Source organism: Microbacterium sp. (genome assembly GCF_036566905.1).
Lineage (GTDB): Bacteria > Actinomycetota > Actinomycetes > Actinomycetales > Microbacteriaceae > Microbacterium.
Map to the genome: position 1 here is coordinate 1 of NZ_DATCVK010000034.1, position 26,768 is coordinate 26,768.

25 protein-coding genes and 1 pseudogene are annotated in these 26,768 nt (G+C 68.2%); 19 read left to right on the top strand and 7 right to left on the bottom strand.

The genetic code is table 11. The features are described from left to right. The 3 genes and pseudogenes from VIP82_RS03585 to VIP82_RS03595 form a co-directional block, all read right to left on the bottom strand. A pseudogene (locus VIP82_RS03585) lies at positions 1-539 on the bottom strand (alanine dehydrogenase); the annotation flags it as partial. A 50-nt stretch (positions 540-589) separates the two neighbouring features. Continuing rightward, positions 590-1,978: an aspartate aminotransferase family protein gene (locus VIP82_RS03590; protein ID WP_331905917.1), complete on the bottom strand. Its 1,389-nt coding sequence runs from the start codon at positions 1,976-1,978 to the stop codon at positions 590-592. Continuing rightward, positions 1,975-2,451, bottom strand: coding sequence for an Lrp/AsnC family transcriptional regulator (locus tag VIP82_RS03595; protein WP_331905918.1), 477 nt, complete (start codon positions 2,449-2,451; stop codon positions 1,975-1,977). Before VIP82_RS03595 ends, VIP82_RS03590 begins: the two co-directional genes overlap by 4 nt. A 146-nt stretch (positions 2,452-2,597) precedes the next feature. Between VIP82_RS03595 and VIP82_RS03600 the strand changes: the two genes are divergently transcribed. The 12 genes from VIP82_RS03600 to VIP82_RS03655 all read left to right on the top strand — a co-directional run bounded on the left by VIP82_RS03600 (position 2,598) and on the right by VIP82_RS03655 (position 13,489). Continuing rightward, positions 2,598-2,927, top strand: coding sequence for a cupin domain-containing protein (locus VIP82_RS03600; protein ID WP_331905919.1), 330 nt, complete (start codon positions 2,598-2,600; stop codon positions 2,925-2,927). An 80-nt stretch (positions 2,928-3,007) separates the two neighbouring features. Further along, positions 3,008-3,973 carry a sugar kinase gene (locus VIP82_RS03605; protein ID WP_331905920.1) on the top strand — a complete coding sequence of 322 codons (966 nt, stop codon included), beginning with the start codon at positions 3,008-3,010 and terminating at the stop codon, positions 3,971-3,973. Then, entirely contained in the window at positions 3,970-4,581 is a 612-nt protein-coding gene (locus tag VIP82_RS03610; protein WP_331905921.1) for a bifunctional 4-hydroxy-2-oxoglutarate aldolase/2-dehydro-3-deoxy-phosphogluconate aldolase, read from the top strand. Before VIP82_RS03605 ends, VIP82_RS03610 begins: the two co-directional genes overlap by 4 nt. After that, a complete protein-coding gene (locus VIP82_RS03615; protein ID WP_331905922.1) occupies positions 4,578-5,546 on the top strand; it encodes a C-terminal binding protein in 969 nt (322 codons plus the stop codon). Before VIP82_RS03610 ends, VIP82_RS03615 begins: the two co-directional genes overlap by 4 nt. Then, positions 5,543-5,905 carry a cupin domain-containing protein gene (locus VIP82_RS03620; protein ID WP_331905923.1) on the top strand — a complete coding sequence of 121 codons (363 nt, stop codon included), beginning with the start codon at positions 5,543-5,545 and terminating at the stop codon, positions 5,903-5,905. The genes VIP82_RS03615 and VIP82_RS03620 overlap by 4 nt, the downstream gene beginning before the upstream one ends. 63 nt (positions 5,906-5,968) lie before the next feature. Then, positions 5,969-7,726 (top strand): ABC transporter permease subunit, encoded by a 1,758-nt coding sequence (locus VIP82_RS03625; protein WP_331905924.1) that lies wholly within the window; start codon positions 5,969-5,971, stop codon positions 7,724-7,726. Next, positions 7,723-8,835 carry an ABC transporter ATP-binding protein gene (locus VIP82_RS03630; protein WP_331905925.1) on the top strand — a complete coding sequence of 371 codons (1,113 nt, stop codon included), beginning with the start codon at positions 7,723-7,725 and terminating at the stop codon, positions 8,833-8,835. Before VIP82_RS03625 ends, VIP82_RS03630 begins: the two co-directional genes overlap by 4 nt. A gap of 46 nt (positions 8,836-8,881) precedes the next feature. Beyond that, positions 8,882-9,976, top strand: a complete 1,095-nt coding sequence (locus VIP82_RS03635; protein ID WP_331905926.1) for an extracellular solute-binding protein — start codon at positions 8,882-8,884, stop codon at positions 9,974-9,976. 73 nt (positions 9,977-10,049) lie between these two features. Next, positions 10,050-11,009: a 2-hydroxyacid dehydrogenase gene (locus VIP82_RS03640; protein WP_331905927.1), complete on the top strand. Its 960-nt coding sequence runs from the start codon at positions 10,050-10,052 to the stop codon at positions 11,007-11,009. 16 nt (positions 11,010-11,025) lie between these two features. Further along, positions 11,026-11,850, top strand: a complete 825-nt coding sequence (gene kduI, locus VIP82_RS03645) for a 5-dehydro-4-deoxy-D-glucuronate isomerase (RefSeq protein WP_331905928.1) — start codon at positions 11,026-11,028, stop codon at positions 11,848-11,850. Between the two features lie 51 nt (positions 11,851-11,901). Beyond that, the gene (locus VIP82_RS03650; protein WP_331905929.1) at positions 11,902-12,738 is read left to right on the top strand and encodes an IclR family transcriptional regulator; all 837 of its coding nucleotides are present in this window, start codon (positions 11,902-11,904) and stop codon (positions 12,736-12,738) included. Continuing rightward, positions 12,731-13,489 (top strand): SDR family NAD(P)-dependent oxidoreductase, encoded by a 759-nt coding sequence (locus tag VIP82_RS03655; RefSeq protein ID WP_331905930.1) that lies wholly within the window; start codon positions 12,731-12,733, stop codon positions 13,487-13,489. Before VIP82_RS03650 ends, VIP82_RS03655 begins: the two co-directional genes overlap by 8 nt. 281 nt (positions 13,490-13,770) lie before the next feature. Here the strand turns inward: VIP82_RS03655 and VIP82_RS03660 are convergent, their stop codons facing one another. Further along, complete coding sequence (locus VIP82_RS03660) at positions 13,771-14,472, bottom strand: alpha/beta fold hydrolase (protein WP_331905931.1); 702 nt, start codon at positions 14,470-14,472, stop codon at positions 13,771-13,773. An 85-nt stretch (positions 14,473-14,557) separates the two neighbouring features. Next, positions 14,558-17,293, bottom strand: a complete 2,736-nt coding sequence (locus tag VIP82_RS03665; RefSeq protein ID WP_331905932.1) for an AAA family ATPase — start codon at positions 17,291-17,293, stop codon at positions 14,558-14,560. Positions 17,294-17,436: 143 nt separating this feature from the next. Here VIP82_RS03665 and VIP82_RS03670 point away from each other — a divergent pair, with 143 nt between their 5' ends. Next, positions 17,437-18,381, top strand: a complete 945-nt coding sequence (locus VIP82_RS03670) for a helix-turn-helix domain-containing protein (RefSeq protein ID WP_331905933.1) — start codon at positions 17,437-17,439, stop codon at positions 18,379-18,381. A 297-nt stretch (positions 18,382-18,678) separates the two neighbouring features. Here VIP82_RS03670 and VIP82_RS03675 read toward each other — a convergent pair whose 3' ends face one another. Both VIP82_RS03675 and VIP82_RS03680 read right to left on the bottom strand, forming a co-directional pair. Beyond that, positions 18,679-19,518 carry a hypothetical protein gene (locus VIP82_RS03675; RefSeq protein WP_331905934.1) on the bottom strand — a complete coding sequence of 280 codons (840 nt, stop codon included), beginning with the start codon at positions 19,516-19,518 and terminating at the stop codon, positions 18,679-18,681. A 213-nt stretch (positions 19,519-19,731) separates the two neighbouring features. Beyond that, on the bottom strand, positions 19,732-20,055 hold the full coding sequence (locus VIP82_RS03680) for an ArsR/SmtB family transcription factor (RefSeq protein ID WP_331905935.1): 324 nt from the start codon (positions 20,053-20,055) through the stop codon (positions 19,732-19,734). 387 nt (positions 20,056-20,442) lie between these two features. Between VIP82_RS03680 and VIP82_RS03685 the strand changes: the two genes are divergently transcribed. From VIP82_RS03685 to VIP82_RS03710, 6 genes are read left to right on the top strand one after another with little or no spacing between them, the layout of a single operon-like run. Continuing rightward, positions 20,443-21,174, top strand: a complete 732-nt coding sequence (locus VIP82_RS03685) for a hypothetical protein (RefSeq protein WP_331905936.1) — start codon at positions 20,443-20,445, stop codon at positions 21,172-21,174. A 13-nt stretch (positions 21,175-21,187) separates the two neighbouring features. Then, on the top strand, positions 21,188-21,787 hold the full coding sequence (locus tag VIP82_RS03690; RefSeq protein ID WP_331905937.1) for a M23 family metallopeptidase: 600 nt from the start codon (positions 21,188-21,190) through the stop codon (positions 21,785-21,787). A gap of 23 nt (positions 21,788-21,810) precedes the next feature. After that, complete coding sequence (locus VIP82_RS03695; RefSeq protein ID WP_331905938.1) at positions 21,811-22,107, top strand: hypothetical protein; 297 nt, start codon at positions 21,811-21,813, stop codon at positions 22,105-22,107. Next, positions 22,107-23,561: a hypothetical protein gene (locus tag VIP82_RS03700; RefSeq protein WP_331905939.1), complete on the top strand. Its 1,455-nt coding sequence runs from the start codon at positions 22,107-22,109 to the stop codon at positions 23,559-23,561. The genes VIP82_RS03695 and VIP82_RS03700 overlap by 1 nt, the downstream gene beginning before the upstream one ends. Continuing rightward, positions 23,558-25,051: an SCO6880 family protein gene (locus tag VIP82_RS03705; RefSeq protein ID WP_331905940.1), complete on the top strand. Its 1,494-nt coding sequence runs from the start codon at positions 23,558-23,560 to the stop codon at positions 25,049-25,051. The genes VIP82_RS03700 and VIP82_RS03705 overlap by 4 nt, the downstream gene beginning before the upstream one ends. Beyond that, entirely contained in the window at positions 25,051-26,652 is a 1,602-nt protein-coding gene (locus VIP82_RS03710) for a putative type IV secretion/conjugal transfer ATPase (RefSeq protein WP_331905941.1), read from the top strand. Before VIP82_RS03705 ends, VIP82_RS03710 begins: the two co-directional genes overlap by 1 nt. Positions 26,653-26,768: the final 116 nt, after the last annotated feature.

The following is a 26,768-nucleotide window of genomic DNA, read 5'->3' on the forward strand; positions in this document are numbered from 1 at the left end:
CCCGCCACACCACCCCCGATGACAACGACCTTCGCCTTCGGGGTTCCCGGGATTCCTCCCAGCAGAGCCCCGCGTCCGCCGGCCGCGGTCAGCAGCGCTGCGGCACCGACGACGATGGACAGGCGCCCGGCGACCTCGCTCATTGGGGCCAGAAGCGGCAGCGCGCGATCGGGGGTCTGCACCGTCTCGTACGCGACGGCCGTCGTACCCGCCTCGACGAGCGCCTCGGTGAGCGGGCGGTCGGCGGCCAGATGCAGGTAGGTGAACAGCGTCAGGTCGTGCCGCAGGTACGCGTACTCGGCCGCGATCGGCTCCTTCACCTTCACGAGCAGCTCGGCGCGATCCCAGACCTCGGCGGCGGATTCGAGCACGTAGGCGCCTGACAGCCGGTACTGCTCGTCGCTGAAGCCGCTCCCGGCGCCGGCGCCCGACTGGACGAACACCTCGTGCCCGCTCCGCACGAGCTGGTCGACCCCCGCGGGCGCCATGGCCACGCGGTTCTCGTTGTTCTTGATCTCCGCGGGAATGCTGACGCGCATCCGACGCACCTTTCGTTCGTGTGGGTGTGGGAGGGATTGGGCGGGGTCGGCTAGAGCCGGCTCCACGCCTCGGTGAGGACGCGGCGCAGGATCTGCTCGATCTCGTCGAACTCGGCCGGGCCGATCGTGAGCGGCGGCGCGAGCTGGATGACGGGGTCGCCGCGGTCGTCGGCACGGCAGTACAGGCCCGCGTCGAACAGGGCGGTCGACAGGAACCCACGCAGCAGGCGCTCGGCCTCGTCGTCGTCGAACGTCGCTTTCGTCGCCTTGTCCTTCACCAGCTCGATGCCGAAGAAGTAGCCGTCGCCGCGGACGTCGCCGACGATCGGGAGGTCGAGGAGCTTCTCGAGGGTCGCGCGGAAGATCGGGGAGTTCTCGCGGACGTGCTGCAGCAGACCCTCCTCCTCGAAGATGTCGAGGTTCTCCAGGGCGACGGCCGCCGACACGGGGTGACCGCCGAACGTGTACCCGTGGGGGAAGGAGGTCGAGCCGTGCGCGAACGGCTCGTAGACCCGGTCGCTCACGATCGTCCCGCCCAGGGGCGAGTAGCCACTGGTGACGGCCTTCGCGAATGTGATCATGTCGGGCTGGTAGTCGTAGGCCTGGGCGCCGAAGTACGTCCCGAGGCGGCCGAAGGCGCAGATGACCTCGTCGGAGACGAGCAGCACGTCGTACTCGTCGCAGATCTCGCGGACGCGCTGGAAGTAGCCCGGCGGCGGCGGGAAGCAGCCGCCCGAGTTCTGAACCGGCTCGAGGAAGACCGCGGCGATCGTGTCGGCGCCCTCGAAGAGGATCATCTCCTCGATCCGGTTCGCCGCCCAGAGTCCGAACTCCTCCGGCGACCCGCCCGGGAACCCCATCTCCGCGGCCCGGTAGTAGTTGGTGTTCGGCACCCGGAACCCGCCCGGGGTCACGGGCTCGAACATCGACTTCATGCCCGGGAGCCCGGTGATAGCGAGCGCTCCCTGCGGCGTGCCGTGGTACGCGATGAACCGCGAGATGACCTTGTGTTTGGTGGGCTTGCCCTGCAGCTTCCAGAAGTGCTTGGCGAGCTTGAACGCCGTCTCGACGGCCTCGCCGCCGCCGGTCGAGAAGAAGACGTGGTTGAGGTCGCCCGGCGCGAGGTCGGCGATGCGGTCGGCGAGCTCGATCGCGGCCGGGTGCGCGTACGACCAGATCGGGAAGAAGGCGAGCTCCTCCGCCTGTCGCGCCGCGGCCTGGGCCAGACGCTTTCGGCCGTGCCCGGCATTGACGACGAACAGGCCCGATAGCCCGTCTATGTAGCGCTGTCCGGCGGCGTCCCAGATGTGGTGCCCCTCGCCCTTCACGATGATGGGCACGCCTGGGCCCTCGGTCATCACGGACTGGCGGGCGAAGTGCATCCAGAGATGGTCTTTCGCCATCTCGCGCAGCTCGGCTTCGGTGTGTCGGACGTTCATCGGGTCCCCCAGTTGTAGTGCTGCTTGTGGAGTTTCAGGTAGACGAAGGTCTCGGTGGACACGACGCCGTCGAGCGGGCGGATGCGATCGTTGAGCAGGACGATGAGATCGTCGTCGCTCTCGCAGACGACCTCGACGAGAAGGTCGTAGGACCCCGCGGTGAGCACGACGTACGACACCCCGGGAAGACCGCTCAGCGCATCGGCGACGACGCGGGTGTCACCCGAGACCTTCACGCCGATCATCGCCTGACGTGCGAAGCCGAGCTGCATCGGATCGGTCACCCCGACCACCTGCGTCACGCCGCTCTCGATGAGTCGCTGGACGCGCTGACGCGTCGCCGCCTCGCTCAGGCCGACGGCCTTGCCGATGTCGGCGTAGGTGCGCCGGCCGTCGATCTGCAGCTGCTCGATGATCGCCTTCGCGACGTCGTCGAGCGCCGCGGCCTGCGGTCTTTTCGTGGTTGCGGGCATGTCGCCTCCCTTGCTCGCAACGACGGTATCAGGTCTTGGAACGCTGTTCCAATATCGAGATTGGTCGTGTAGGTTCCTGATCCAACGGAATCCGCACGCCCGCCCGATCGCCGAACGGGCAGGAGGCGGAGGAACAGGAGAGACACATGAGCAACGACGTTCAGGTCATCGGACTCGACGCGATCGAGTGGGACGAGCAGCTGGCGGGCATCCGCCTGAAGACCGTCGCGGCGGCCGACGGGTCGACGTGGAACCGGGTCACGTACGAGCCCGGCGCCGTGCGCGACGACGTCTGGTGCGAGAAGGGACACCGCGGCTTCGTGCTCGACGGCTCGATGAGCTACGAGTACCAGGACGGCGAGACGTTCTCGATCCCGGCCGGCAACGGGTTCATCGTGTCGCCGGGCCGCGCGCACCGCGGCCACAACATCTCGAGCGCCCAGGCGACGTTCCTGATGATCGACGACGCCCCGTAGCCCGGCCCGGCCGATGCGGAGGCGGGATTGACCGTGGACACGCGATTGTGGAATGGTGTTCCAATAATCGGAGGGCAATGATGCTCACACTCGAAGGAGCCGTCGCGACCTACGGCGAACCGCTGCTGAGGCTCACCGGATCCGCCGCAACGCGCCTCGCGCAGACGGCGGCGTTCGACGTCGCGGTCGGCGGCGCCGAGCTGAACGTCGGCGTGGCACTGGCATCCCTGGGCCGCGAGGTCCGGGTGATCGCCGCGGTGCCCGACTCGCCCCTCGGCGACCAGGTGATCCGTGCGATCCGGGCCGCCGGCGCCTCCAGCGAGCATGTCGCCCGCGTCCCCCGCTCCCGCATCGGCCTCTACTTCGTCGAGAAGACCGCCGCCCCTCGCGGTCACCGCGTGGTCTACGACCGGCGCGACACCGCCTTCGCGTCGTCGGACCCGTCACCCGACGCCCTGGCCGGCGTCGGCGTACTCGTCGTCAGCGGCATCACCGCCGCCCTCGGCGACGCTCCGCTCGCGCGGCTGCGCGCCCTGATCGCCGACGCGGTGGCGCGCGGGGTCGGCGTCGTCATCGACGTCAACCACCGCGCCCTGCTGTGGGGGACGGATGCCGCGAGCCGGACGCTCGCACCCCTGCTGCGGAGTGCGGATGTCGTCATCTGCGCCTCCCGGGACGCCGCCGCGCTGTTCCATGCCGAGGGTCCGGCCCTCGAACAGGCACGCCTCGTACGTGAGACGCTGGCGCCGCACTCCTCCCTCGTCGTGATCACCGACGGCGACCGCGGCGCCGCCGCGGTGTCGGACACCGGCCACTGGCAGGTCCCCGCCGTGCCGACCTCGGTCGTCGACCGGTTCGGGGCGGGCGACGCTTTCACCGCGGGGCTGCTCTGGGGTCTCACCGGCGGCCGGTCGGTTCCCGCGGCCCTCGAGGCGGGCGTGGCGCTCGCGGCGATGGCCTGCACGATCGAGGGCGACAGCGCGACCTTCGACGCCGCCGAACTCGAAGCGGTGCTCGCCGACCCGGCGGGGGTGATGGTGCGATGAGGGCGGCTCTGGCCGAGGAGCGGCTCCTCGACGCGCGGGCGCTCGTGCTCCTGCGCTCCGTCGACATCGCCGACGAGGCGCTCGACGCGTACGTCGACGGCGGACTTCGCGTCATCGAGGTGAGCATGGTCGCCGCCGACGCGGTGTCGACGATCGCGCGCCTGCGGCGGCGGCATCCCACCCTCCTGCTCGGCGCCGGCACCGTGCGCACGACGCAGCAGGCCGATGCCGCGGTCTCCGCGGGCGCCGACTTCCTCGTGTCGCCGAGCGCCGCCGCCGCCGTCAGCGCGTGGGCGGGCTCTCGCGACCTGCTGCACCTTCCGGGCGTCTTCACTCCCACCGAGGTCGACCTCGCCCTGGAGCGCGGCGCGCGGCTGCTCAAGCTCTTCCCCGCGGCCCGATTCGGGCCGGCCTACCTCCGCGATCTCGCGACTCCCTTCGCGACGGCCCGGTTCTTCGTCTCGGGCGGGATCAGCATCGACGCCGCGCCCGACTACCTCGCCGCCGGTGCCGTCCTCGTCGGCATGGGCGGGGCGCTGGCCGCCACGACCGTGCCGGCAGAGATCATCCAGCAGTCCCGTGCCCTTATGAAAGCAGTCACCCGATGAACCCTGTTCTGGCCGTCCTCGACACCGCCTACGGCGATGTCGAGGTGGAACGCCGCGCCGCAGCCGCGCAGGGCGTCGACATCCTCGACGCCCGCGACGGCGCAGCCGGCCCCCGAGACGCCGACGGCGTCCTCGTCCAGTTCGCCACGATCGGCGCGGACGAGATGGACGCGCACCCCCGCTGGCGTGTGATCGGGCGCTACGGGGTGGGAGTCGACACCATCGACCTCGACGCGGCCTCGAGTCGCGGCATCCGTGTCGTGAACGTCCCCGACTATTGCGAGGAGGAGGTCGCGACCCACGCGGCGGCCCTCGCCCTGGCGTCGGTGCGACGAGTGCCCCAGGCGGACCGACTCGTCCGCGACGGCGGATGGATGCGCTGGCGCGAGCTCACCCCGATGCCGGCGCTGTCGGGTGCCACGCTGGGAGTCGTCGGGCTCGGACGCATCGGCCGCGAGACCATCCGGCTGCTGCGTCCGTTCTTCGGTCGCGTCGTCGCCTACGACCCGTTCGTCGATGCCGTCGACGGCGTCGTACTCGCGCCCCTCGAGTCGGTGCTCGCCGAGGCGGACGTCGTGACGCTCCACCTCCCGCTCACCGCGGAGACCCGCCATGTCATCGACGCCGCCGCTCTCGCCCGGATGAAGCCGAGCGCGCACCTGGTGAACGTCTCGCGAGGCCCGCTCGTCGACACCGCCGCTCTCGCCGCGGCCCTCCGGGACGGTCGACTCGCGGGCGCCGCGGTGGACGTACTCGAGACGGAGCCCGCCGACCCGGCCGATCCGCTCCTCGCCGCACCCGGCGCCATCGTCACCAACCACATCGCGTGGTACTCCGACCAGTCCGAACCGCGGCTGCGCGGCCTCCTCGCCGAGCGCTGCGCGTCGGTGCTCGCCGGCGGCGACGCACCGTCGATCGTGAACCGCTCAAGCCTCGCCGCCGCACTCGAAAGGCAGATCCCATGAACGCCCTCCCCTCTCTCGCCGAGGCCTTCACCTCCGTCGATGTCGAGCTCGGCCCCTCCCCCGCACCCTCCCGGGTCCTGTCCGGAGAGCCGCTCTGCGGCGAGCGCGTGCTCGTAGATCTCCCGGGGCTCGAGATCGGCGTGTGGGAGGTCACCCCGGGTCGATTCCTCTCGTCCAAGCCGAAGGTCGGCGAGGTCATGCACTTCGTCGCCGGAGCCGGGCAGATCACCCACGACGACGGGGCGACGACGGTCATCGCACCGGGCGTGACGGTGTCGCTGCAGGCGGGGTGGAGCGGCGAGTGGACCGTCACGGAGACCGTCCGCAAGGTGTACGCGATCTACGACGCGGGCGCGTGACGGCCTCGACATCTGCGCGCAACACTGTATTGGTACGTTGTTCCAAAATCCGAGAGGCATGAGATGGCTGCACAGCAGGTGACGACCCCCATCGCCGTGAACACGGGCTCCGTGCGGCGTTCCCGCACCGGCGCGGTCGCGGTGAAGATCGCGCTGCTCGCGCCCGTGATCATCTTCTACATCATTTTCTTCGTGTGGCCGATCCTCACCGTCGTGCTGCGCAGCCTGAGCGAGGACGGCCGCTTCGACCTGACCTCCCCGACCTTCTCGCTCGCGGCCTACGCCCAGCTGTTCCAGGACGACTTCCTGCTGCGGGTCGAGTGGCGAACGCTCGTCCTCGCGGTCAATTCCACCATCATCACGGTGCTCCTGGCGTTTCCCACCGCCTACTTCATCTCCCGGCTCCAGCGCCGCACCGCCACCCTGCTGCTGCTGCTGATCCTGGTGCCGTTCTGGATCTCCATCGTGGTGCGGCTGTTCGCCGTCACGTCGATCCTGAGTCCGAACGGGCCGCTCAACCAGCTGTCTCTGATGCTGGGCCTCGGCGAGTTCACGCTCCTGTACACACCCGCGGGAACCCTGGTGGGCACCGTGATGTACCTGCTGCCCTACATGGTGCTGGTGCTGTACGCGGGCATGGTCGCGGTCGACGGCAACTTGCTCCTCGCCGCCCGCACCCTCGGCGCCTCCCCCTCGCGCACCTTCTTCACGGTGTACCTGCCGATGGTCCGCTCCTCGCTGATGAGCGGGACCCTGCTCATCTTTATCCTCGGGCTCGGCTTCTTCCTGGTGCCCGCCATCCTCGGCGGCCCCGCCGACCAGACGATCTCCGTCTACATCCAGCAGCAGATCGACATCTTCCAGTGGGCGATCGCCAGCGCGATGGGCATCCTGCTCCTGATCGCCACGCTCGTCTGCTACGTCGGCGTGGTGCGGCTCACCGGTGAGTTCAAGACCGGCGTCGGCCCCGTCCAGGTGAAGGGCGTGAGCGGCGACCAGCCCTTCCGGTGGTCGGTTCCGATGGCGATCTCGGCCGTGGTCGCCGCCGTCACCATCACGATCCTCGTGCTGCCCGTGCTCTTCGTCTTCCCCCTCTCCATCGGCGAGACCGGAACTGTCGTGTTCCCGCCGCGCGGCTTCACGCTGCAGTGGTACGCCCAGGTGTTCACGTCGGCCACCTGGCTCGGACCGATCGGCCAGAGCCTCGTCGTGGGCGTCGGCACCGGCATCCTGTCGGTCGCCATCGCACTCGTCCTCGCCCGTGCGATGCTCTCGATGACCTCCACCGCGGGCAAGGCGCTCATCTCGGGTCTCGCCTTCGCGCCGCTCATCACCCCGGCGATCCTGCTGGCGATCGGCGAGTACGACGTGCAGTTGCGGCTCGGCATGACCGGCACGATGGGCGGGCTGATCCTCGCGCACACCGTGATCGCCGCGCCTCTCGCGTTCGCCATCATCGTCGCGGCGATGAGCGGCAGCGATCGCGGACTCGAAGCAGCCGCCTGGACGCTCGGCGCCTCGCGCAGCAGGGCGTTCTGGACGATCGTCGTCCGCGGCATCGTGCCGAGCATCGTCGGAGCCTTCGTCATCTCGTTCGTCACCTCGTGGGACGAGGTCGTCCTCGCGCTGTTCCTCCAGACCGGACCGACGAAGACCCTTCCCGTGACGATCTACAAGTATCTCGAGAGCGGCATCGTGCCGACCGTGCCCGCGGTGGCTTCGCTGCTCGTGACCGCCGTCATCGTCATCCTCGCCGTCCGCGGCATCGCCACGGCCGTCCGGCGCAGGAATGCCTCCCCCACCACCCAGGAGAACTCATGAGCGACACCACCACACCCTCCGCGTCGCGCGGCGAGGTGACGGCGATCGCCGTCGGACTCGACTACAACGGCAAGCCCGCCCTCGACGACACCGACCTGCGCGTGCACGCGGGCGAGTTCTTCACCCTCCTGGGCCCGAGCGGCTCCGGCAAGACGACGCTCCTGCGCATCATCGCCGGGCTCCTGGACCCCACCCGGGGCCGCGTCGACATCGACGGCGAGGACGTCACCCATGTGCCGACCCAGCGGCGCGACATCGGCTTCGTCTTCCAGAACTACGCGCTGTTCCCCCACCTGACGGTCGCGCAGAACATCGAGTTCGGACTCAAGGTGCGGCGCATCGAAGGGGCCGCGCGCAAGCGCCGCGTCGACGAGATGATCGAGCTCGTCGCCCTCGGCGGCCTCGGCGACCGGCATCCCGGCCAGCTCAGTGGCGGCCAGCAGCAGCGCGTCGCGCTCGCCCGGGCGCTCGCCCAGGGACCGCGTGTGCTCCTGCTGGACGAACCGCTCGGCGCCCTCGACCGCGCCCTGCGCCAGGACCTCGGCGCCGAGGTGCGGCGCATCCAGCGCGAATCGAACACCACGGCCATCTACGTCACCCACGACCAGGACGAGGCGTTCATCCTCTCGGACCGCATGGGCGTGATGCGGGACGGCCAGATCTGCCAGCTCGGCCGCCCCGAAGACATCTATCGCGCACCGGCGGACCTGTTCGTCGCGAAGTTCCTCGGGCAGGCGAACCTCATCGACGTCACGGTCGTCGATCGAGGCGGCGACACGACGACGGTCGCGTGGAACGGATCGCGGATCACCGCGAGGACCAGCGCCCACGTGGCGGGCCCCGATGCGACCTGCGTGATCCGGCCCGAGCAGATCACGGTCTGCGGCGAGGCGGTACCCGCCGGCTACGACCGGCTGGGAAGCGCCCGAGTGACGTCGTCGCGATTCCTCGGCCAGCGCCAGAACGTGCGCTTCGACCTCGACGGCGTCGCCCTCACCGCCGACCTCGACCCGTACGGCGTCGTTCCCGTCGCGGGGGATCTCGTCACGCTGTGCGTGCGCGCAGGAGAGGTCGCGCTCATCCCGCTCGAGCAGACCTCCAAGGCATGACCCGACCTCGGACGACCCAGGAAACCACCAAGAAAGCAGGATCGAAATGACACACACTCGTTCGCGCTCGCTCCTCGCAGGAGCGGGACTGCTCGTCACCGCCCTCGCCGTGACGGCGTGCTCCACCGGCTCCACCCCCGAGTCCACGGGCGACGCCCAGGACATCAGCGGCGACATCCTCTTCTACGACACCAGCGGCGGGACCGTGTGGGAGCAGCTCGACGCGACGCTGTTCGCCGACTTCACGGCCGACACTGGCGTCACCGTCACCGACGACTACAACGAGGCGGCCACGAAGTTCTTCGGTGCCGCCGAAGCCGGCCAGGTGCCGTGGAGCCTGCTGTTCCTGCCGACCGTCAACGATGCGGCCACGGCCGCCGAGCAGGGCTTCCTCGCGAAGATCGACACGTCGGTGGTCCCCGTCGACAAGCTCGTCGACGGCACCTACTCCGACTATGGCATCGAGGTCGGCACCTTCGGGATGGTGCTCGCCTGGGACGCGGAGGCATACGACACCGCGCCCACCTCGATGAGCGACCTGTGGGATCTGGATGCGTTCCCCGGCAAGCGCTGCTTCTTCAACAACCCGCAGTACGGCTGGACCCTCGAGGCCGCCCTGCTCGCCGACGGGGTCGCCCCCGACGACCTCTACCCGCTCGACGTCGACCGCGCGCTCGCGAAGCTCGATGAGATCAAGGGCGACATCACCTGGTGGACCAGCGGCGCGCAGTCGATCGAGTCCTTCGAGAACGGCTCGTGCGACATCGGCATCCTGTGGGCGAACCGCGCGAACTCGGCCAAGGCCGACAACGGGTTCCCCATGGAGATCACGTGGGACGAGGGCGGCTACTCCAACAGCGTCTGGTCCATCCCGGCCGACGCACCCAACGTCGCCGCCGCCCAGGCGCTGCTGGCGAACGTGATCGAGAACAAGGACGGCCAGATCGCCTTCGCCTCCAAGATCCCCACGCCCATCCCGGCGTCGGTCATCGGCGTCGAGCCCTCGGACTTCCCCGAGGCCGTGCAGCCGTTCCTCCCGGTCGGCTCGAACATCGACAACGCCATCCGGCAGGACACCGACTACTACGCCGAGAACCTCGACGCGGTGCTCGACGCTTTCAACCGCTGGGTCGGCCAGTAAGCAGCATCGCGGCGCCGGCGGTGCACTCCCACCTCCGGCGCCGCATCCACCGTCACCACAGGAAGGGACCCCCATGCGAATCGTCTGCATCGACGGCGACGCTCAGTACCGAGACATCGTGATGCGAGACGTCGGCGCGCCGCTAGCCGCCGCCGGCCACGAGTTCGATTGGTTCGAAGAGTCGTTCGCGGACCGCGACGCGACGATCGCCCGTGCCGCGGGCTACGACGCCCTGTACGTCGTCGGAGACCAGGGTCCGGTGCCCGCGGGACTCCTGGACGCCAATCCGCAGTTGTCGCTCGTGAGCTTCGTCGGCACCGGCGCCCGCCGCTTCGTGGCGATGGACGAGGCGGAGCGCAATCACGTCACCGTCACGAACGTCCCGGACTTCGCAAGCCAAAGCGTCGCAGAGCACGCGCTCGCACTGATCTTCGCCGCCGCGCGGCGCATCGTCGAGGGCGATGAACTCATCCGCGACGGACGCTGGCAGAAGAACCAGGGCCTCAAGCTCGCCGGGCGCACACTCGGGGTGGTCGGCGCCGGCGCGATCGGAGCCCGGCTGGTCGCGATGGCACGAGGCATCGGCATGGACGTCGTCTACTGGTCGCGCTCGGTCGATCCCGCACGCGACGAGCGTCTCGGGGCCAGGCGCGTGGAGCTCGGCGAATTGTTCGCCGTGTCCGATGTCGTCTCCCTGCACCTGACCCACACGCCCGAGACCGACCGGATCATCTCGCGCGAACTGCTCTCGTCGATGCGCCAGAATGCGATCTTCGTCAACACGGCCCGAGCCGAACTCGTCGACAACGACGCGCTGGCCGACCTGATTGCTTCGAACTCGCTGTTCGGAGCAGGCATCGACGTGTTCGTCGAAGAGCCGCCTCAGCCGGACCAACTGCCGTCAGTCGAGTCGAACGTCGTGCTGTCGGCGCACGTCGGGTTCCACACCGACGAAGCCGACGACGTCTTCCGCATCGCGGGCGAGAACATCCTCGCCTTCGCGAGCGGCGCCCCCGTCAACGTCATCAACTAGCCGCAGAAGGATCACCGTGAAGATTCAGCACGCCACCCACCCCGATGATCTCGCCGGCCTCGACGACGACGCCATCCGCTCCCGCTTCCTCGAGGACGGCCTATTCGTCGACGGGCAGGTCACTCTCACCTACACCCACCACGACCGGATGATCCTCGGCGGCGTCGCACTGCGCGCCGGCGAGAGCGTCGAGCTGCCGGTGCCAACAGAGCTGCGGTCGGCAACGTTCTGCCAGCGACGCGAGCTCGCCGTCGTGTCGGTCGGCGGCTCTGCCGACGTCACCGTGGACGGCACGAGCTACCGGCTGGTCCGCGGCGACGTGCTCTACATCGGGCGCGGTGCGGGTGCCATCGGCTTCGCCGGATCGGAGGATGGCGGAGCCCTGTTCCTCGCGTCGGCTCTGGCGCACACCTCCTTCCCGACACGGCTCGTGCGCCTCGCCGATGCCTCGGCGACCGCGGCCGGAGCCCTCGAGACGGCGAACCGGCGCATCATCCACAAGCACCTCCACGCGGACGGCGTGCAGACCGCGCAGCTCGTTCTCGGCATCACAGCGCTCGAGCCGGGCAGTGTCTGGAACAGCATGCCGCCGCATCTGCACGACCGCCGCACCGAGGCCTACCTGTACTTCGATCTGCCCGCCGACCACCGGATCGCGCACTACATGGGCACGCCCGGCAGCGTGCGCACGATAACGATGAAGAACCTGGAGGCGGTCGTCTCGCCGAGCTGGTCGCTGCACTTTGGCACCGGCACCACGAACTACGCGTTCGTGTGGGTGATGGCCGGCGAGAACCAGGACTTCGCCGACATGGACCAGATCGCCGTCACGGACCTCTGACGAGCCTCCAACTATGGTGGTCGCACCGATGAACAACAGGGATGATGCACTGTGAGCACGCAGGCGAAGAGAGACGACGACCCGGCGGCGATCGACCGCGCGGAGCCGATCGCAGGAACCCAGAGCCTGGACCGCGCTCTGACGGTGCTGCTCCAGGTCGCGGAGAGTCCGCCCCCGGGGCTGACGCTCGCCGCCTGCAGCTCGATCCTCGGCTACTCGAAGCCGACGACGCAGCGCATCCTGCGCACCCTCGTCTCGCGCAGCTTCCTCGCCTTCGACGAGGAGCTCGGCGTGTACACGCTGGGCGTCGCCAACGCGCAGATCGGCTCGGAGTACCTCCACCGGCTCGATCTGCGCAAGGTGGCCCTGCCCCAGATGCGGGAGCTCGTGGCGGCGACCGGTGAGACGGCGCACCTCGGGGTCGTCACCGGCCGCGATGTGGTGTACATCGAGCTCGTGGACTCACCCCACCCGGTGCGCATATTCAGCCGGGTGGGGGCCTCCGTTCCCGCCTACGCCACCGCGATCGGCAAGGCGATCCTCGCCTTCACCGGCAGTGCCGATCTGGATGCCCACATCCCAGAGTCGTTCACGGCGCGCACGGGACGCACCATCCACGACCGGGCCGAGCTGGAATCGGATCTGCAGAAGACGCGCGAGCGCGGCTACGCGATCGACGACGAGGAGAACCGGCCGGGGATCCGCGGCTATGCGGCGCCGATCTTCAACCACACCGAGGCGGTCGTGGCCGCCGTCAGCATCGGTGGGCCGGCTGATCGCATCGACCCCGACGACTCGGTCCTCGGCACGCAGATCCGCTCCACCGCGGCGCGCATCTCGCAGCTGCTCGGGTCGCGGCGCTCTGGGCAGAACCAGCCCGATGCCTGAGGCCGCGCTCCGCCTGTGCGGGCAGACGGCGGTGGTCACCGGCGCTAGTCGCGGGATCGGCGCGGCGATCGCACGACGCCTCGCGCAGGACGGCTGCGACGTCATCGGCCTCGCACGGTCCGCCGAGTCGCTGAGCGGGACCGAGGCCGAGGTAACCGCCACCGGGCGGCGGTTCACTCCGGTCGCGGTGGCGTTGGAGTCCCGCGACTCGGTGTACGAGGCGCTCGACGGCATCCGGCCGCTCGCACCCGGCATCCTCGTGCATGCGGCGGGGATCAACCGGCGTGCAGCCGCCGTCAGCCACGGCGACGAACTGTGGGACGAGGTGCTGGCCGTCAACCTCACGGCGCCGTTCATCTTGACGCGCGAACTCGGACGAGGCATGGTCGAGCGCGGATCGGGCAAGGTGGTATTCGTCGCATCGATGCTGAGCTTCCAGGGCGGACTGACGGTCCCTGGCTACGCCGCGAGCAAGGGCGGCGTCGCCCAGCTCACGAAAGCGTTCGCGAACGAGTGGGCACCCCTGGGAGTCAACGTCAACGCCATCGCCCCGGGCTACGTCGGCACCGACATGAACGAGGCGCTGCTGGCCGATCCGATCCGCGCGACGCAGATCACCGCGCGCATCCCCGCCCAGCGCTGGGGCACGCCCGACGACATGGCCGGCGCCGTCGCGTTCCTGGTCTCTCCCGACGCAGGTTACGTCCACGGGACCGTCCTCACCGTCGACGGGGGCTGGCTCGGCCGCTGAGACGACGCGCCATGCAGAGGAGGACGGATGCCGTGGCCCGGCAACACCCCCTGGCATCTATCTAGCGCCACTTTCACGTTCCGCCGCGGGATGTCCTTCTTGAGGGAGCCTTGTCGGGCAAAGTGTCCGCCGTGCGGGCTTTCGATTCCGGCGAAAGATGTCCATAACTCGCGGGGACGGACTCGTTGGTGGCGCGGATAGTCCGCGCGGTGCTACACGTACGCAGTGCCGAGGACCGCACCCCGAGCAGACGGAGTGTGGTCCTCGTCGACGGGTCGGCGTTATGCCGCCTGTTCGGTTGCCGTGGCGGCCGCTGCGGCGGTGCGGATGATGTCGGCGACGGTCTTGGGCTGCGAGACGTAGATTGCGTGGCTGCCTGGGGTCTCGACCACTGTCGCGCCGATGCGGGTTGCCATCGACATCTGGGCGACGGGCGGGATCATGCGGTCCTCGGTGACATGCAGGTACCAGCTGGGCTTCGACCGCCACGCGGCTTCGGTGATGATGCCGCCGAGCGCTTCAAGGCCCCAGGGAACTTGTGAGTCGGCCTGGAAGGCGGCTTCCTCGTCGGAGACATCGGCCGCGAACGACTCGTGGTACTTGGCGCGGTCGAGGAACAGGTATCCGTTGACCGGGGGGAGGATGGGCGGCTGGGGGCCGTCCTGGGGGAAGCCGCCGATGAGTCCGTTGACGGACTCGCCCTGGTCGGGTGCGAATGCGGTGATGTAGACGAGCGCGGCGACCTTGTCGTGGGTGCCTGCTTCGGTGATCACCGCGCCGCCGTAGGAGTGGCCGACGAGGACGACGGGTGCGTCGACCTTGTCGAGGATGTCGCGGGTGGTTGCGGCGTCGTCGGCGAGGGACTTGGTGGGGTTCTGCACGACGCGGACGTCGGCGCCGTCGGCGCGGAGCTCGTCGTACACTCCTCGCCATCCGGATCCGTCGACGAAACCTCCGTGGACGAGGACAACTGTGGCACTCATGATGGTTCCTTTCGTGGGTGTGTGTTGAACACGAAAGTCACGCTAGGCAGCCCCCGCGGTGTGAGAATCCGTCAGATGACGTAGGTCACTCGCGCAGATCTGCAGTGACGCGGTAGAGGGCGTCGCGTAGTGCCCCGCGGGTGCCGACATCGAGTTTGGCGAATACGCGGGAGAGGTGTGTCGAGACCGTCCGAGGGGAGAGGTAGAGCTGTGCGGCGATGTCCTTGTTCGTCAGGCCGCCGGCGGCGAGCTCGGCGATCGCTGCCTCTTGCGGGGTGAGGGGGGTGTTGCGGGCGGTGGAAGATCCGCCGGCTGCGCGCAGCTCGCGGTGGGTGCGTTCCAGCCAGGGGCGAGCACCCAGCCGGTCGAAGATGCTGGACGCGGTAGCGAGCTGTACCCTCGCGTCACTGGATGCGCGTTCCCGGCGGAGCCGCTCGCCATAGGCGAGATGGATGCGGGCGCGGTCGAAGACGAACCGTTCCGAACCGGGAGTCTCGAGTGCGGCCTGGAATCCTTCGGCCCAGCGGTCGGTGTCGACCAGGGCGCGCGCGGCCGTCGTGAGCATGTCGAGTCTCGGCGAGAGTTCTCGGATGTGGAGCTGTCCTGCGGCCTCGGCGTGCGCGGCAGCTTCCGTCAGGCGACCTGTGTGCACGGCTGCGTCGACGAGGTCGAAGCTGACCCAGAGAGCGGTGGGCCGGAACGCCTCGAATCTGCCGGCAGCGCTGACCGAGGTTGCGTGTCGGTAGGCGTCTTCGTAGTCGCCGAGCGCAAGCGATCTGGCGCAGAGGACGTGGGAGGCGTAGACCGCGAGGGTGTGCAGTCCGCGGGGCGCTGCCCAGAGCAGCAGCTCTTCCGCGGCCCCTTCCGCCCGGGTCGTAAGGCCTCGGGCTGCCCAGACGAGCGCACGGAGGTATCGGCCGGGAGCTTCGGTGAGGACGTATCCGAGTTGCTGGCAGAGGCTGAGGCCCTCGACGGTGTGCTCCTCGAGCGCGTCCCATTCGCCCGCGAAGTAGTCGTCGTTGGCGAGCAGGAAGAGCGCCTCGATCGCCCGAGCAGCCGCGCCGCCGCGGCGACCGTCTTCGATCACTCGGATCAGTGCTTGTCGGGTGCCATGGATGCGGTCGACATTCGCGGCGGCCGCGGCGATGCGGGTGATGTGGACTGGATCAGAGCTGAACACGAGCTCGTCGATGGTCGAATCCAGCAAGGTCAGCGCCGTGGGGTCGGCGCGCGCTGAGTCGGCAAAGACTCGGTCGAGGAGGATGAGCGTGACGGGAAGGTCGGGTTGGACGCGCTCGAGCTGCCGGCGGGTATCGGACCAGAAGTCAGGCTTGCCGGCATAGAAGGTCACGAAAACCAAGGTCTGCAGTGCCTCGACTGCAGGATCGTCGGTTGAGTCGATGGGTCCTTGCCTGGTGTCCAACGCGGCGATCAGCAGCCGGTGGGCGCTCGAGGCGTCTCCTTCTCCGTTGAGGATGCGGTGTGCTGCTGCGGTCACGACTTCTAGCGGCCGCGGCCCGGTGGGATCGACTTGTGCGGTGAGGAGCAGCCGCGCGCTGTTGTGGAGATCTCCGGTGACCGACGAGGCCAGATAGGCGGCGCGCGCGATGCGTCTGTCTCGTTCGGGCGTGCCCGGGGTGAGCTCGGCCGCGCGCAGCATGGTGCTGATGGCGCGCGCGGCGTTGCCTGCCCGCAGCAGATCGTTGGACACGGTCTCCAGGAGCGAGGCGATCTCGTCGGAAGGCTGGGTGACGGACTCGCCCAGGTGCCATGCGCGACGTTGGAGGTCGCCGGTGAGGGCGCTAGCGAGTGCCGCGTGTGCGCTGCGTCGCTCGTCGCTGGTGGAGAGCTCGAACACCGCTGCCCTCATCAGCGGGTGTCGAAACTCCACGCGGCCTGTGCTGCCGTTGGTGCGGATGATGCCCGCCCGCTCCGCCACTTGCAGGTCGCTGCCGGAGATCACCGGCAGCGGGTGATTGACGCCTCGCCGGGAGTCGCCGTCCGCGCCGGCAAGCACCATGAGCAGCAGACCGTTCCGGGTCGGTGCGGGGAGGTCGCGGATTCGGTCCGCGTAGAGATTCTTGAGCCGATCGGTCAGTGGCAAGACTTCCGGGATCGCCCCACTGGAGTCCTCGAGACCGATCGGCAGATCCAGCAGACCAAGCGGGTTTCCCTGCGCGACGTCGAGGATTCGCTCCCGGGCGCCGCGGCTGAGCGCCGGGAAGCGATCTGCGAGGAATGCGTCAGCGACGTCGTCGGCGAGGGGTTCCACGGTGTGGACAGGAAACCCGCCGCGCTCAAACACGCCTCCGGGGTTCGGTCGTGCGGCGACCAAGAGCCGGACATCCTTGCCAGGCAGACGGCGTCCGGCATAGGCGAGCGCCATGGCGCTGGCACGGTCCAACCACTGTGCGTCATCGACGACCAGCAGCAGGGGCGCAGCCTGCGAGCCCACCGTGATCAACGCCAGGATCGCAGCTCCGGCGATCAGCTGCTCAGGAACCCGTCCCGTCTCCAACCCGCAGATCACAGACAGAGCCGCACGGTGAACCGGCGCGAGTTCGCTGAGGTGATCCAGCAGGGGGGCGGCGACCTGGCTCAGCCCGCCGAAGACCAGCGCGGCCTCATACTCGAGAGCGGTCGAGTTCAGCACCCGGATCTCCGCGTCCTCAGCCACATCCGCCGCCACCTCGAGAAGCGCGGTCTTCCCTATTCCGGGCTCGCCGCTCAGCAACAGGACAGTGCCCCCGCCGCTCTCTCCGCGCACGAACCCGGTGAGGGCCTCGATCTCCGTGACCCGACCGTGCAATCTCGACGCCATCACCAGCTCCTCTCAGGGCGTGATCAGTTCCCCAACCCCACATCGTGCAGCCCAGGTGCAGGATGATCCAGGAGGACAGTGCACACCGCACGGATCACCGCGCACACATCGCAGGAGGACGGCGTCGCGGGGGAGGGAACGTCATGACAGAGATCACCCTCGACACCGAGGCGATCGCCCCAAACGATCGTGAAGAGTTCTGGCACGAAGCACTGGGCAACACCTTCGCACCCGTGCAGCTGGATGGATGGCGCGAAACGAACGTCCCATCTGCTCGTCTCCAAGGCGCCCAGATCGGGCGCGTTCTCTCCGCGCAGATCGCATCTACGCGGCAGCGGCACATCCGAACCGCGCGACAGATCCGCGACGCGGACGCGGCGTACTTCCAGATGGGAGTCCTCACGGGTGGAGCGGGATCGCTCCACCAAGACGGGCGCACGGCACGGCTCGCAGCAGGCGACCTGGTCGTCTGGGAGAACACCCGTCCTTTCGTCTGGGAATTCCCCGATGCATGGTCGATCGCCGTGCTCTCCGTCCCCGCGGATGCTGTCAACCTCACCTCAGCGGAGAGGACAGCCCTCAGCGCACGGCGGCTCCCGGGGACGGGGCTTACGGGCGTCGTCGGACGCTTCGTGGGAGACATCACGCGCACGGCACACGAGATCCCGGCGGGTCAATCTGAGGACGTGCTCGCTCAGACAAGCGACCTCGCAATCACCCTGCTGCGCGCCTCCCGTGGCGTCGCTGCAGGGGCCCCTCGCGAAGCGGTTGCCATCGCGAAGCGATACATCCAGTCACGCTGGCAAGACCCAGCGCTCGATCCCCAGGAGATCGCCGCTGCTGCAGGCATATCAACCCGCTACCTCCACAAGCTCTTCCAGAACGAGCACCGCACTGTCGGGCACTACGTGCAAGACATCCGACTCGCCGCCGCCCGTGCTGCACTCCTCAACCACCGTCGCGACAACGAGACAGTTGCCGGTATCGCGCACAGCTGCGGCTTCGGCGACCTAAGCGGCTTCAATCGAGCATTCCGAGCCGCCTACGGCGTCACACCAACGGAGATGCGCCACCACGAAGACCATTAAGCGAGACCTCGGGGACCGGTCTCATCAAACGTGCTTCTCCTCCGTCGGGGGACATGTCCGGATAGGCACCTCGTGGACATTTCATCCGCGAAATAGACAACCCCCGCGGAATGTACATGTACGTTCCGCCGCGGGATGTCCACGCGACCCCGAAAGTGACACGGCTCACGTCTAAGTTGTCGCCCTGAGAGCACCTCGGCTTCAGGCCGAGTTGTCCATTTCGGGTGCGCACATCTCACGAAGGGAGCCGCTGAGTGAACGGCGTGAGCTGTCGCCGCGTGATGCTGTTCGACCTGCTCAACCCATTCCTGTGCCGTAGGTCCAGTCACATCCGCCACGAGCGTCCTGGATCCCTCCCCAGCACACCCAGAGGAATGCGGTCTCACGGGGGACCTGGATAACAGCCGACGCAGCCTCCCAATAGCCGACTTCGGGAGGGAAGTACTGCGAGAGAACTCCGAGATCGTCCTCGCGGTCGTTCTGGAGGGCGAGGGGCGAGAACGTTACTGTGTACTGGCGGTCCTCCTCGCGCTTGCGGGTCAGCGAGTATACGAGCGTCTCGCTATTGCCATCCGGTGAGACGACTGCGGCGCTCAGGAAGATCCGCATCGGCCCCTCACCGCCCTCGGCCAGATCGGAGGTGCTGACCGATCTCACGAGCGATGCGGTGGGTATGCCGTCGATCGTGAAATTCAGAACCTCCTCTTGCTGTGAGTAGTCAACGTTGGCGATCGTGACGCATCGCTCCGGAAACAGGGGCACGGTGAGCTTCGGCAAGCAGAGCGAGAACGAATCGTCTTCGTGACGCTCGACGTCGCCATCCTCTACGTCGACTGTCGCGCTGTCCTCACTTTGAGCCTGCCTCCACTGGGCAACCGTCGCGGCGAACACAGCCGCCGGTGATCCGGACTCCGCGTACGCCAGCGCGCCGAGCGCATCATTCACGCCCGCCTTCGACAGAGCGGTGAGATACGCGACCGTGGCATCCGTCCGAACACTTGCTTCCTGCATAGTGGGCTGTACCGCGAACCAGGTGGCCACCGCGCTCACGGACAGTGCGAGGACCGCAACGAACAGGCTCAGCGACTCACGCCGGTATCGCTTATTCTCAAGCTCGAGACGCTGCACATCGACCATACGCAGACAGTAGCGACTGGCGCGGAACGTATTGGGACAACCAGGCGCGGAAAGAGACGCATTCGCGCGGAGCGTACAGCCGCTTCTGCTGCTGCTTCGCTGCTCCTGCTGACTTCCCCTGTCCGCCCCTCGGGGGACGGCCTCCGCCAAGTCAACGCGACGTTGCTGGTGCGCACCGCTGCCAAATCGCTATGGACAGACACGGGCGGCAACTCAGAATTCTCCGATCGCGATCCCGAGCCGGAGGTACAGGTCGGTGACGGCCTCGTTGTTCGCGCGGTATTTGACCCAGACGCCTTTGCGAGATCCGCCCTCTGTCATGGGCGGGTCCGCGATGACGAGTCCGGCCGCTTCGAGTTCGTTAAGGCGGGGCTGAATGGTGGTGGGTCCGAGTTCGAGGGCATCGCAGATTGGGCCGACGGTGACGTCGGGGTGGGCGCGGAGGTAGCGGAGGATCGCGGCTTTGACGAGGTTGCCGAGGAGGGCGATCGGGTCTTGGGCGTCTTCGGAGCCCGCTGGTTGTGCGAGTCGGGGCATGAATGCAAGTCTCTCGCACCGTTGCCCCACGAGTCTAGGAAACCACCTGACTTAGTTGTTTACATCTCACCCACACTGTTATAACGTGTGGGCGTGGAGCGGACAGGCGAGGTTGTTGGACAGCGAGCAAGATTCGCACTGTCCAGCCTGTCCCCCAAACTACCGACAGACAACATGCTGATCTTGGGGTTAAAATCCCCGCCTTCTCGCGCGGATTCGACCGGATCCTCCACAACAGCTCGCTTGATGCGAGTTATCCACAACCTAGCTCCGAATCCTTTTCCAGGTTCCTCGAGCGTGCGTAGGATGCGGTCACGGCGACCGTGGCGCAAGCTGTTCCGCCCGTGCACGGTGGCTGTCCTGAAGGATCAGGAGGGCTGAGCGATGATGAGCCAGAGTTCCGGACGACGCGGACTGCTGTGGGCGATCATGGGTGGCCTCGTACTCGTCGCGGGAATTGTAGCGATCGTCGTCGCTGCGTCCCTGGCACAGCGAGAGCCCGGCCCGACCGCGACTTCCGATGACGGCTCGATGTCGCCCGCGCCGAGCTCAAGTGAGGAGCCGGCCGTCGAGTTCGTGGACCCCACGGCGTCTGAGAACGGCTGGGCTCTCGAACCGATCACGACGGATGCGGACATCTATGTCCGCGCCGCGCTCGAAGCCGCCTCCACGTTCGGCACGACGAAGAGTACGCGTGAGGAATGGCTCGACTACCTCGATACCTGGTTCACACCCGACACCCGCTACACGTCCGAGGGTGATCAACAGGTGGCAATGGAAGCCTCCCAAGTGGAACTGCACCAGGGTGTGGTGCTTCCTCAGGAGGAGTGGGACTCCCTTGCCCGCGAGGAAGGCAGGGTTGTGGCGACGGCGACGGGCGATCTCGCCTACGTGCCGGTGTCCGACGACGACTCCGGTGACATGTCGATCGGGACGTCGGATGTGACGCTGACCTTCACCCGCACTGACGGAGACGGTGGCGAGACGTCGTATGAGGAGCAGGTGCGGGTGAGCGTGCAGGTGCTCTGCGGGCCCGGCTCGGTGCCGACCCCGGGTACGGCGCAGCGGGCCGGTGATTGCAAGGTGGTCCGCTTCTTCACGGAGCCGTTGGAGCCCTGACATGGGAGCCCCGGTGATCGCCGCCGCAGCCTTCAACTCGAGGACTGGCCGGAAGATCCTGGCAGGCGCGTTGATCGGCTTCACCGTAGTCGTCGCTGTTCTGCTGACGCCCCTGATCGCCGTCCCGTTCGCGATCGCGGGCAGTGCATCAGCCGGCACCGTCACGCAGGAGGATGCCCCACCTGAGGTCTCTGGCGAGTGGGGGCTTCCGCTGGCCGGCGGCTATTCCAAGGGCCGCGGGTTCGGCTACAACCCGGTGCAGGGCTGCGGCTACTGCTCGACGAACCATCAGGGCTACGACATGGCCCAAGGCTGCGGCGCCACGATCTTCGCCGCGGGACCCGGCGAGGTGATCACCGCCGGGTCGTATCAGGGCTACGGGAACACGGTGCGCATCGACCACGGCGCCGAGATCGTCACCCTCTACGGACACATGCAATGGGACTCGCTGCGTGTCTCCGTCGGTCAGCAGGTGACTGCCGGTGAACCGCTGGGCGCCGAGGGCAACACCGGCAAGTCGTTCGGCTGTCACCTGCATTTCGAAGTCCGAAAGTCCGGAACTGCGGTAGCTCCGGAGCCGTTCATGGCCGGTCTCGGCCTTCCTCTGAAGTAGTCCACTGAGCAAGGAGCATGACCATGTCCCCACGCACCGTCCCGGTCGATGTCGACGTCCCCGACATCCAACCGGACTACTCCGCCCCGTTCTTCCAAGGCTTCCAAGTCATCGCGTCCTACGTCCTCGCCGGCGCGATGCTGGTGGTGCTGATCATGCTCATCATCGCGGGCGCCGCCCTCGCGTTCCGCGGCCTGGCCTCTGACCGCGTCCGTACGTGGGCCGGCGAGAACATCCTGTGGATCTTCATCGCCGCCGCCGTCCTGGGCGGCGCGTCCGGCCTGTTCGCCTGGTTCGTCAACTTCGACTTCGGATTCTGATGAACCTGCGGCACGCCCTTCGCCTCGGCATCGCCGTGGGCATTGCGCTGGTGCTCGGCTCGGGCAGTGCGGCACAGGCGGCGACCACGGACGCCGGCATCCGTATTCCCATGGCGGCGGTCGGCGGCGAGCCCTGGTCGGCGCCCGCCTACCCGGTCGATTGCCAGAGCGCGAGCGCACAGGTCACCTGTACGCCAACTGATCCCGGGAAGGTGACGGCGCAGCAGTGCTTCATGGCTGTCTCGATGGCTGGGCAGAGCGCCACAGTATGCACAACGTACGAGGGTCATGTGCAGGCGATCCAGGCAGACGGCGGCCGTCCTCTTCTGGTGAAATATGGCTGCAGTCTCGGGGATGTCGTGTGCGCCACTTTTGAGAACGCGGGCCGTGGCATGGCGTTGTCGGCGACGGGGATGATGTTCCTGGTCGCGGACAACATGCGGTTCGATACCAGCACGTTGCTGTGGTCGGCGGCGGTGGAGCAGTGGTCGTTCTGGCAGTGGGCGATCCTGATCATCACGTTCGGCGCGATGGTGTGGGCGATCGCCGCTGCCGTGGTGTCCGGCGACCGGGCGGAGCTTGTCGGGGCGCTGGTCCGGTCGTTCATTGCGGTGCCGGCGGTGGCCATCACGTTGTGGTTGACCGGGCATCTCTTGAACGCGGTCGATGACATGACGTGGTACATCCTGAACGGTGAGGGTGCGTCGAGCATCTACTCCACGTTGCAGTCGGTGATGTGGGCGGGCGGGCAGGCGAACTACTTCTTCGCGTTCCTCATCCATGGGCTCCTCATGCTGGGGATGCTGCTGCTGATGCTGGTGTTCGCGTTCCGCAACATCGTGCTCGCGGCACTGATCATGGTGGGCCCGGTGGCGTGGATGCTATTTCCGGTGCGGAGCATCGGCCCGCAATGGGTGGTCCGGTACGTATCCGCGGTGATCGTACTGCTGCTGACCGGGCCGCTCACGATCGGGTTCGTCACCCTGATCATCAACGGGCTGGCGAGCGTGAAGACGATCTGGAACCCGCAGTCCTGGCCGCTGCTCGTCGGCCTGGTGCTGGTGGCGTTCGCGCCGTTCGCGATCTTCGGGCTGTTCAGCTTTGCCGGCGCAGTCGCCGCCGACGGTGTCGGTTCCCGACTCGGCGCGCACGGCGGCCGGATGGCGAGCAATGCCGCCCGCGGGGCCGCCCGCATCCCCACCCGCCTCGGCGGCCTGCCCTCCGGCATCCGTCCCGCCGGCAACCACCCGTCGACCACAGGACCATCCGCGAAACCGCCCGCCACACGACCGGCCTCCACCGGTGTGCCCGCAGGCGCGCCGAAGCCGGCGCAGGCCCGCTCGACCGGCTCGAACGAGACGCGCACCGCGACCTCGACGCAGCAGGCGCCGGCGCGCCCGCCGTCGCCTGGGGCGGCGCCGCAGCCGCCGAAGACCGATAGGAGTTCGTCATGAACGCCACCCCTGAGTACGCGCGCCCGGTGCGGTTGCCGCGCCGGTCCCGGCAGGGAGTTGTGATGGGTATGGACCCGTGGCAGCTCGCCTTCCTCACCACCGCCGCGCTGATCCTGCTGGTGTTCGTGAACCGGTTCGGGCCGCTCGGGCTGCTGTATGGCGCGCCGTTATACCTGCTGTTCGGGATCACCGCGCTGACCAGCATCCACGGCGTCTCGACACCGCGGATGGCGGGACTGTGGCTGATGAAACACGCCCGCCACGCCGCCGGCGCGACGACCCACGCCTTCCGGCCGGAGCGTCCCCGCCTGGTCGGCACGCTGAACCTTCCCGGCACGCGGGCGTCGATCCAACTGTGGGAGGAGAACCACGTCGCCGCCGTCTACAACCCGCACGACCGGTCGGTGTCGGTGATCGCCGAGCTCGAGGTGCAGGGGTTTCTGATGCACGACCTGCCGGAACGGTTCGACCTCGCCGAGCAGTTCGACCGCGTCCTCGGCCCGTTCACGCAGCGGCCCGGCATCAAACGGGTGACGTTGCAGGAACGCACCCTGCCCACCACGATCCGCGCCGCCCGGGAACACTACGACACCGTCCGACGCCTCCGCGCCCTCAACCCCGACTCCGCCGTCGCCCACAACTACGAACAGGTGATGGACCGTTCGGAACGGTTCGAGGTCGCCCACCGCAACTACCTGATCCTCACGCTGGATCTCGTCGCGCTCGGTGCGCAGTTGAAGGTGCTCGGCGGTGGCAAGGACGCGATCATCGCGCTCGCGCAGATCGAGGGCGGGAACCTCGCCGACGCGCTCACCGCCGCGAAGATCACGGTGCGGCGTTGGCTGTCACCGCGCGACGTGACCGCGCTGGGCCGGCTGGCGTTCGATCCCGAGTTCGCCGCCACGGTGCAGAACCGGCCCGACGAGGTTGCCGGGGTGGACCCGGTCGGGATCGGCCCGATGTTCCTGGACGAACCGAAGGGTCGCAACGGGATCGTGGTGACCGACTCCGCCGTGCACACCACGATGTGGGTGCACGAATGGCCGCGCTCCGACTCCCCCGTCGGGTTCCTGTCCCCGGTGGTCTTCGCCCGCCACCCGCACACCGGGGACGCGATCACCCACATCTTCTCCATCGTCCTCACCCCCGTCCCGGTCAGTAAGGCGTTGAAGCGGATCCGGGATGAGAAGAAAGTGTGGCGCGGCAACGAGAAGCTCCGCGCGAAGCGGGGTGCGGACGGGTCGGCGGCGGATGCCGCGGACTGGCGGGCGCTGGAGCAGCAGGAGCAGGAGATCGCGAACGGGCACGGCGAGTTCCAGTACGGCGCCTACCTCACCATCACCGCCCCCGACGAGGAACGGCTGGATCAGGCGATCGCCGGGATGCGCAACGCGTTGTCGCGGGCCGGCATGGAAGCGCAGATCCTGTACTGCCAGCAGGCGGAAGCGCTGATGGTCAACGCGCTCCCTGTCGGGTTGGGGATGAAATGATGACACGCCACGCCGCCACCTTCACCCCCGCCGGCCTCACCCGTCGCCAGAAACGCGACCTGCAGCGGGAGATCACACGGGCCCGGCAGGAGGAGAAGCCGCCCCGCTCGACCCGGCGGGACCGGGGACTGCCGGAGCCGGTCGTGCCGGGACCGTTCGGGCCGGGGATCACGCAGGGCGGGTACTGGAATCTGGCGAAGGCGTGGATCCCCGCCCATCAGGCGACCTCGCAGCACATCGCCGGGATCTACCCGTTCGTCGCCGACAGTGGTCTCGGGCACCGCGGCCCCATCCTCGGCGTCGACCTCAACGCCGACGCGCTGTGGCACTTCTCGCCGTGGGAGGCGTACGTCGACACCACCGAACGCGGCACCTTCTCCACCAACATCCTGGTGCTCGGCGCCTACCGAGGCGGGAAGTCCGCGACAGTCAAAACCCTCGTCACCCGGTCCATCGCGTTTGGCCACCAGGTCGTCGTGCCGTCAGATCCGAAGGGGGAATGGGTGGCGGTCGCGGAAGCGATCCCCGGCGGCCGGGTGATCCGGCTCGGCGGCGGCACCGGCACCCGCCTCAACCCGCTCGACCGCGGTCCCCGCCGCACCGACACCACCGACGAGCAGCACGAGCAGATGGTCCACCAGCGTCGCATCGGCACCCTCATCGCCCTCATCGAAATGACCCTCGGCGGCCGGCTCACCGCCGTCGAACACGCCGCCATCCTCGACGCCCTCGACCGCTGCATCACCCGCACCGGCGACCACCCCACCCTCCGCGGCGTATACGAGGAGCTCGGACACCTGGCCGGAGACACGCAGGCGGCGTTCCGGGCGGCGGAGGGGGCGATCCAGCCACGGTTCGTGCTGCGCCGGTTCGTGGAAGGCGACCTGTCCGGCCTGTTCGAAGACGCCTCCACCGTCGAGTTCGACCAGGACGCCCCCATCGTCGTCACCGACACCTCCGAACTGTTCGCCCGAGGGGATCTCGCCGCGCAGCTGACGCAGGTGTGCTCCACCGCTTGGATCCAAGCCGTCATCAGCGACCGGGCCGCCCGCCGCACCCGGTACGTGGTCCGCGAGGAGGGCTGGCGGGACATGACGAGCCTGGCGTCACTGCAGATGTTCCAGCAGTGGCTGAAACTGTCCCGCCACTACGGGATCAGCAACATCGTCATCCTGCACAAGATGGGCGACCTCGATGCGGTCGGCGACGCCGACTCCCTCGAACGGTCCCTGGCGTACTCGATCGTCGGCGACATCGAGAACAAATTCATCTTCCGCGTCAACCACCAAGAACAAGCCGCACTCCGGGCCCGGTTGAACCTACCCGCCCCGCACGTGGAGATGGCCCGGCAACTGCGCAAGGGCGAGTTCCTCGCCTACGTCGGCCAGTACTCCTACCTGGTCGACTGCTTCGCCACCTCCACCCCGTGGGAGTACGCCCTCTTCGCCACCGACGACGCCGTCTCCCCCGCCGACCGCGACGACACCACCGTCCGCATCCTCGACACCGGAGCCCTCGACGAGTACTGGCCGGAACCGGCCGACCAGTCCGTCGACGGATGGCTGACAGCCGAGACACGCGACCTGACCGAGGAGCTGTGATCATGACCACCGTCATCCCGCCCCGCACCTACGCGACCGTCACCGGCCCGCACGCCACCTTCGTCACCCTCGACGGCCACGCCGAACCCGTCACCGCCACCGCTGGCGAAGACATC